This is a genomic window from Petrachloros mirabilis, assembly GCF_975968855.1.
Genome location: NZ_CDLUDY010000005.1, coordinates 1 through 4,980, shown reverse-complemented (window position 1 = coordinate 4,980; position 4,980 = coordinate 1). Strand labels below are relative to the sequence as shown.

The window sequence follows — 4,980 nt, the reverse complement described above, 5'->3', positions numbered from 1 at the left end:
TGGTTCTCACCATCCTCAATCTGATTCTTCGCCCCATCCTCTTCGTGCTTACACTCCCCTTGATCGTGGTCACATTGGGCCTGTTCCTCGTCGTCTTGAATGCACTACTGCTCGAATTCACAGCTTATCTGGTTAAAGGATTCACCGTCGCCAGCTTCTGGTCAGCCATCGGTGGCGCGCTCGTCATCAGTGTGGCCACTGCCGTGCTCAATTTCATGATCGGCGACCGCCGTCAGGTTGAGATTCGTTCCACGGAGCCACAGCAACCGAAGATCATTAATCCGCAAGATTAGCCATCCGTCTTTTCATTGAATTGCCCCGGCCGCATTGCTACAATGCGTGAATATTTTCCCCCTACGAACTGATGACCACAACAGCTCCGCAGAGCAAACCAGCCCCGGAAACCCATCTCCAACGGACGCTGACTTCTGTTTTGACTGAATTGCCGGTCGATGCGGCTATGGCCGCCATATTCCATCACGAGAAGGGTCCCTTGGTCGGGCATTCAGCGCGAGGATTTACTCCCCGCGAAGTACACGCGATACTCCGCACGTTGTCCGCACCATCCCTTCTTCCCAACGGCTCTCCCCAAGAGCAGGAGACCGGCAAGACTATGCGGCTCCGCTTGATCACCCCCGGCGCAAAATCCCTGTTAGGCGCCCCGCTCAAAAATCGCAATCGTACGTACGGATTCCTTGTCATCGGCAGGAAAGAGACCGCTACCTTCACGAAAAAAGAGAAAGCCTTGATGGAGCAGGCCAGCGAAGAGATTACCAAGGCCCTGGAGCGCGAAGGTCTCTTCGACATGAATGTCGTACTCAGCCGTCCCCTCGTCTCGAACGAACCCGCCTCTGCCGCTCAGACCCCGGCGGAGATGTTCGCAGCTCCCGTCTCGCACGTCACACCGGAGCTTCAAAATAAGATCGCGGGGGTACTGGCAGAAGCCAACGAAATTGTCCCCTATGACAGAGCCTGGGTCTGTCATTACGATCCTATTGCGGGAAATGTCGAAGTCGTTGGAATGACGGGAGACTTGAAAAGCGAACACAAGGACGGGAAGAAGGATTTGAAACCTGGCCTTCGTCTGGCGCTGGATAGTTCGGCAGCCGGATGGGCTATCCGTCACAGGAAACCGCGCGTCGACCATGATCTGGCTTCCACGCAAGGACGCTTCCTGGATCACAAGCAGCTTTTCAAGGATAGGTTCCAATCTTCGCTGGCCCTCCCATTCTTTGTCAGGGGACAAGTCGGGGGAACTTTCACATTGGCCTCCCGTGACGCCGGCCGTTATCATCCTACCGACGCCCGCACCCTTGAACCGATCATCCTCAGGCTGGCCGATCTTCTTCAAGCACCGGCACCGGCGCAGTCACCTCCGACATCGGCAAGTGGAAACGGCGGCCCCACGATAGCGGCGGAGGCGCAGGCATCTCTCCCGCTTGAACCTGTTATCAGAAAACAGGAGCGCCAGGCTGCCATTGGAGAATTTAGTGCGTTTCTGGCTACGGAGATTCGCGAGCCGCTTGGCTCAATTCGAGCCCAATTGGAGGAAGTCACCGGGGAAGGGATTCTCGATTTCGACCCGCAGACGCGCGTCGAGAATGCCATGCGCGATTTGATCCGCGTTGAAGCAATCCTGAACGAGATTCTCGACTTTGCCAAACCGCTCGAATTGAACCGCCGCCTCGTCCGCATCCCTGAAGTCATCGAAAGCGCCCTGACCGTCCTGGCGACCGACTTGGAGGTCACCAGAATCCAAGTTGCTAAAGAATACGCGGCAGTCCTCGCTCCTATTCGCGGCGATGAAGCGAAACTTCAGCAAGTGTTCTTGAGCATCTTCAAGAATGCCTGCGAAGCCATGACTCCTGGAGGACATCTGACGATCCAGGTCACTCAGCACCGAGCCGGCCGCAGCATCGAAGACCAGATTCTGATTAAAAACGACGGGGCTCCCATCCCAGAGGAGATCGTCGACAAAGTGTTCGAACCCTTCTTTACGACGAAGAGAGCGGGAACAGGGCTGGGTCTTGCGACAGTGAAAAAGATCATTGAAGAACATGGCGGATCCATTGCCATTGGCAGTGCCCCAGAAGAAGGAACAACCGTGACGATCCGCCTCCCAGGTGTCAGCCGTGGGCCGGCTTTCCGTCATCGCGGGCGCGGGCGTCGCCCGCCACGTCGCAGTCACTAGCTCCTACCTCTCTGTTTTTAAATATCTTTTTCGTCATAACGGTCTTGCTCTGCTTTTGTTTTAAGAAGAGATCTGAATGGAATTCTGCCTTGACAGAAGCAGGCCCTAATGGCTATGATCGCGCGCACTTGATTCGACTATTGTGAGAGAACATTATTCACGGCAATCCTTCAGCCACCATTATTCAAAGGAGAAGGGGTATGAAGCTCGTATTCGGCACTGTTGCAGCAGTCTCCGGTGTCCTGTTTGCGCTATCCATGGCTTCGGCCAATCCAGCGCTGCTCCCCAAGCATGAAGGCTATCCCATGAAGAACAGCGGCAGCCCGGTCACCGGCCAACCGACGGCCAATGATCCCGGACAGTCCGATGCTCGTGGGGAATCCACGCTGCTCAAGTCGGCTGCCTTCGATGACAAACACTCCAGCCAGGCTTTGAAGAAAACCAACAATGACCGTATCACCGGCAGCGAAGGTGCGGGGCGTCTGCCGAAAGTCTCCGGTCCTCAGATCAAGATTGCGCCGCCGGTAACCTCCGCCACGAAGGCGGATGCCAGCCAGGGCGTAAAGTAAGCGAACTTTATGACGCACAAAAGGGGCGTGGCCTCCATAGTCACGCCCCTTCTTCTTGTTTCCAACCAGCCTTACTGTTCTACTCGACGATCCTGAACCGATACGGCTTTCTTGCCCATTCGCCCGCATAATCAACACCGATCCTCGGCAACACCGCAATCTTGCTCCTCGCGATTTGGCGAGCACGATCTTCAAACCACAAATGCTCGCCCAGAGTCATATCGATCCGGTTCAATGAACGATCGATGTCCAACTCACGGCAGAGTTTTCCCGGTCCATCGATAAGCGTGCCATCGACCTCGATCGCCCTGATGAGGACGGCAGCGGGATAGTCGAGCCGCTCGGTTACCACGTTCAGCATGTGGTACATTCCGTAAATGAAATATACATAGGCTGTTCCCGGTCGACCAAATAAGACATCCGTCCTTGCCGTCCGCCCCTTGGACGCATGACAAGCCCTGTCGTGTGGACCGACGTATGCCTCCACTTCAATGATCTTTCCCGCAACCGTTCCTTCACCATTTTGCCGAACCACATACTTTCCCAACAACGAACGCGCGACGACCAGCGTCGAACGGTTGAAATACGATCGAGGAAGAATTGTTCCTTTCACTGGATCAGCCTCTTTCGCTGCTATTGTATTGCAGCAATCACAAAATGGCACCTGGCAAGGCGGCAGAGAAGGAAGCTGCGACACGCGTACTTTATCTTGTATGCGAGCGGGGGAGCACGACAGAGAACGGCGCCAGGAAGCACGTTCAGATGGCTGCTAGAAGTACCAGGCAAGACCGCCCATGACCATTCTTGGATTCCCGGGCACAAAATGGATATCAGCAACCGGGAGCGTTTCGTTCCGAAGCTGTGACCGGAAAAAGAAGGTCGCTTGTTCCCACTTGGTATCAAGCAGATTCTGCACAAACAGAAAGGCCTCCAACCGACCATAAGGCAACTTCACAGGCAATTGATACCGCTCGGAAAGGTCGACATCGACCCACGACGGTGCTTTTATGCTCCGATCCTCGCTCAACGGCCTCACGCCCAGATAGGTGGCCTGTAATTGCGATGTAAGCCCTTTTGGCCATTTGAGAAGCAAGGCCCCATATGCCGTTACTTCAGGCGCCAACGGGATCGCCCCGCCATCGCGAAATTCAGCTTTCGTATAGGTCACGCTGCCGTTCATCGAGAGCGGACCCCAAATCCGTCCCCTCACCGCGAACTCTATTCCTTGGCGCCGGCTGGCTCCTCGAATTTCCGTCGTTCCTTCGTCGCCGACGAATACCAGCTCATTCTGGAGATCCACCTGCCAGGCTGTCGCTACCAATTCTAAACCACCAGGCCCCCAGGGCTTCGAACGGACTCCGAACTCATAACTTTTTGAGCGGGCCAGCGGCGACGCAGCTTGGGCTACAGCCGAGCGAGCGTCGTTGCTATGAAAACCTTCGCCGTAATTCAGGAAGAATTCTGTTGAGGCCCATGGCCCCAAGATGAGATTGGCTTTCGGCAAGATCAGGGCCGACGTCGTACGGCCGGCCGGCTGGTCCGCGCACGGTTCGCACCGATTACGGACGTCAAACGTAAAGAGCTCGCTCCGAATTCCTCCCGAAAACCTCATCCATGAAGTCGCGTGCAATTCAACCTTAAAAAACGGTGAATAGGAGGCCTGAAGGATATCGGTGTCGATGGTCGTCCCGAGGGGATTCCGTTGGACCTGCGGTCCAAGCCGCGTATGAACGTCATCGATGCGACTCTGAAATCCAACCGTGCCGATTACCGGCATACCCAGCAGTTCGCCTTCCTGCCGATAGCCGATGCCCCCTCCGTAGAGGATTCGACGATCAGACTGCTGAAACCCATCACCGTTGACTGGGTCGTCAGCAAAGAAGGTAAAGTTGGTGAACAGATCGAACTTGTAGTACTGCGCATAGGCGTTCGCGAAGAACCGCCCGCCTGATGTGTCGTCGTAGTGATAGTTGAGTTTGGCTGTGGCGCGCTGCGTCTTCCCTCCCTCGGAGGGATCAATGGACCCGAACCGGTCGATCGCGCCATCGGTCACCGCACGCAGTGGAATCTCCCCCGATCCGTTCCACTGAGACTTATGGAAGGTGCCTGTCACACTCAACTCATCCCTCTTCAGCGGATTCATCGTCATCTTGCCGAGCAGATTGCCGCGGAAGTACCGGTTGTCGTTTTGAAAAGGGCCGTTCGTGTAGTACCCTTCCC

At 55.6% G+C, this 4,980-nt stretch carries 5 protein-coding genes; 3 read left to right on the top strand and 2 right to left on the bottom strand.

Features of this window, described 5'->3' with window-relative positions; genetic code table 11:
- The 3 genes from ACWVCN_RS00250 to ACWVCN_RS00240 form a co-directional block, all read left to right on the top strand.
- Positions 1–293: phage holin family protein (locus ACWVCN_RS00250; RefSeq protein WP_455243493.1), on the top strand; the 293-nt coding region annotated here is incomplete at its 5' end.
- Positions 294–364: 71 nt separating this feature from the next.
- Positions 365–2,191 (top strand): ATP-binding protein, encoded by a 1,827-nt coding sequence (locus tag ACWVCN_RS00245; RefSeq protein ID WP_455243492.1) that lies wholly within the window; start codon positions 365–367, stop codon positions 2,189–2,191.
- 200 nt (positions 2,192–2,391) lie between these two features.
- A complete protein-coding gene (locus ACWVCN_RS00240) occupies positions 2,392–2,760 on the top strand; it encodes a hypothetical protein (protein ID WP_455243491.1) in 369 nt (122 codons plus the stop codon).
- A gap of 79 nt (positions 2,761–2,839) precedes the next feature.
- On the opposite strand, the gene ACWVCN_RS00235 is transcribed toward ACWVCN_RS00240, so the two are convergent.
- On the bottom strand, positions 2,840–3,373 hold the full coding sequence (locus ACWVCN_RS00235; protein ID WP_455243490.1) for a DNA-3-methyladenine glycosylase: 534 nt from the start codon (positions 3,371–3,373) through the stop codon (positions 2,840–2,842).
- A gap of 156 nt (positions 3,374–3,529) precedes the next feature.
- Positions 3,530–4,980 (bottom strand): TonB-dependent receptor (locus tag ACWVCN_RS00230; RefSeq protein WP_455243489.1); only part of this gene is annotated, 1,451 nt, incomplete at its 5' end.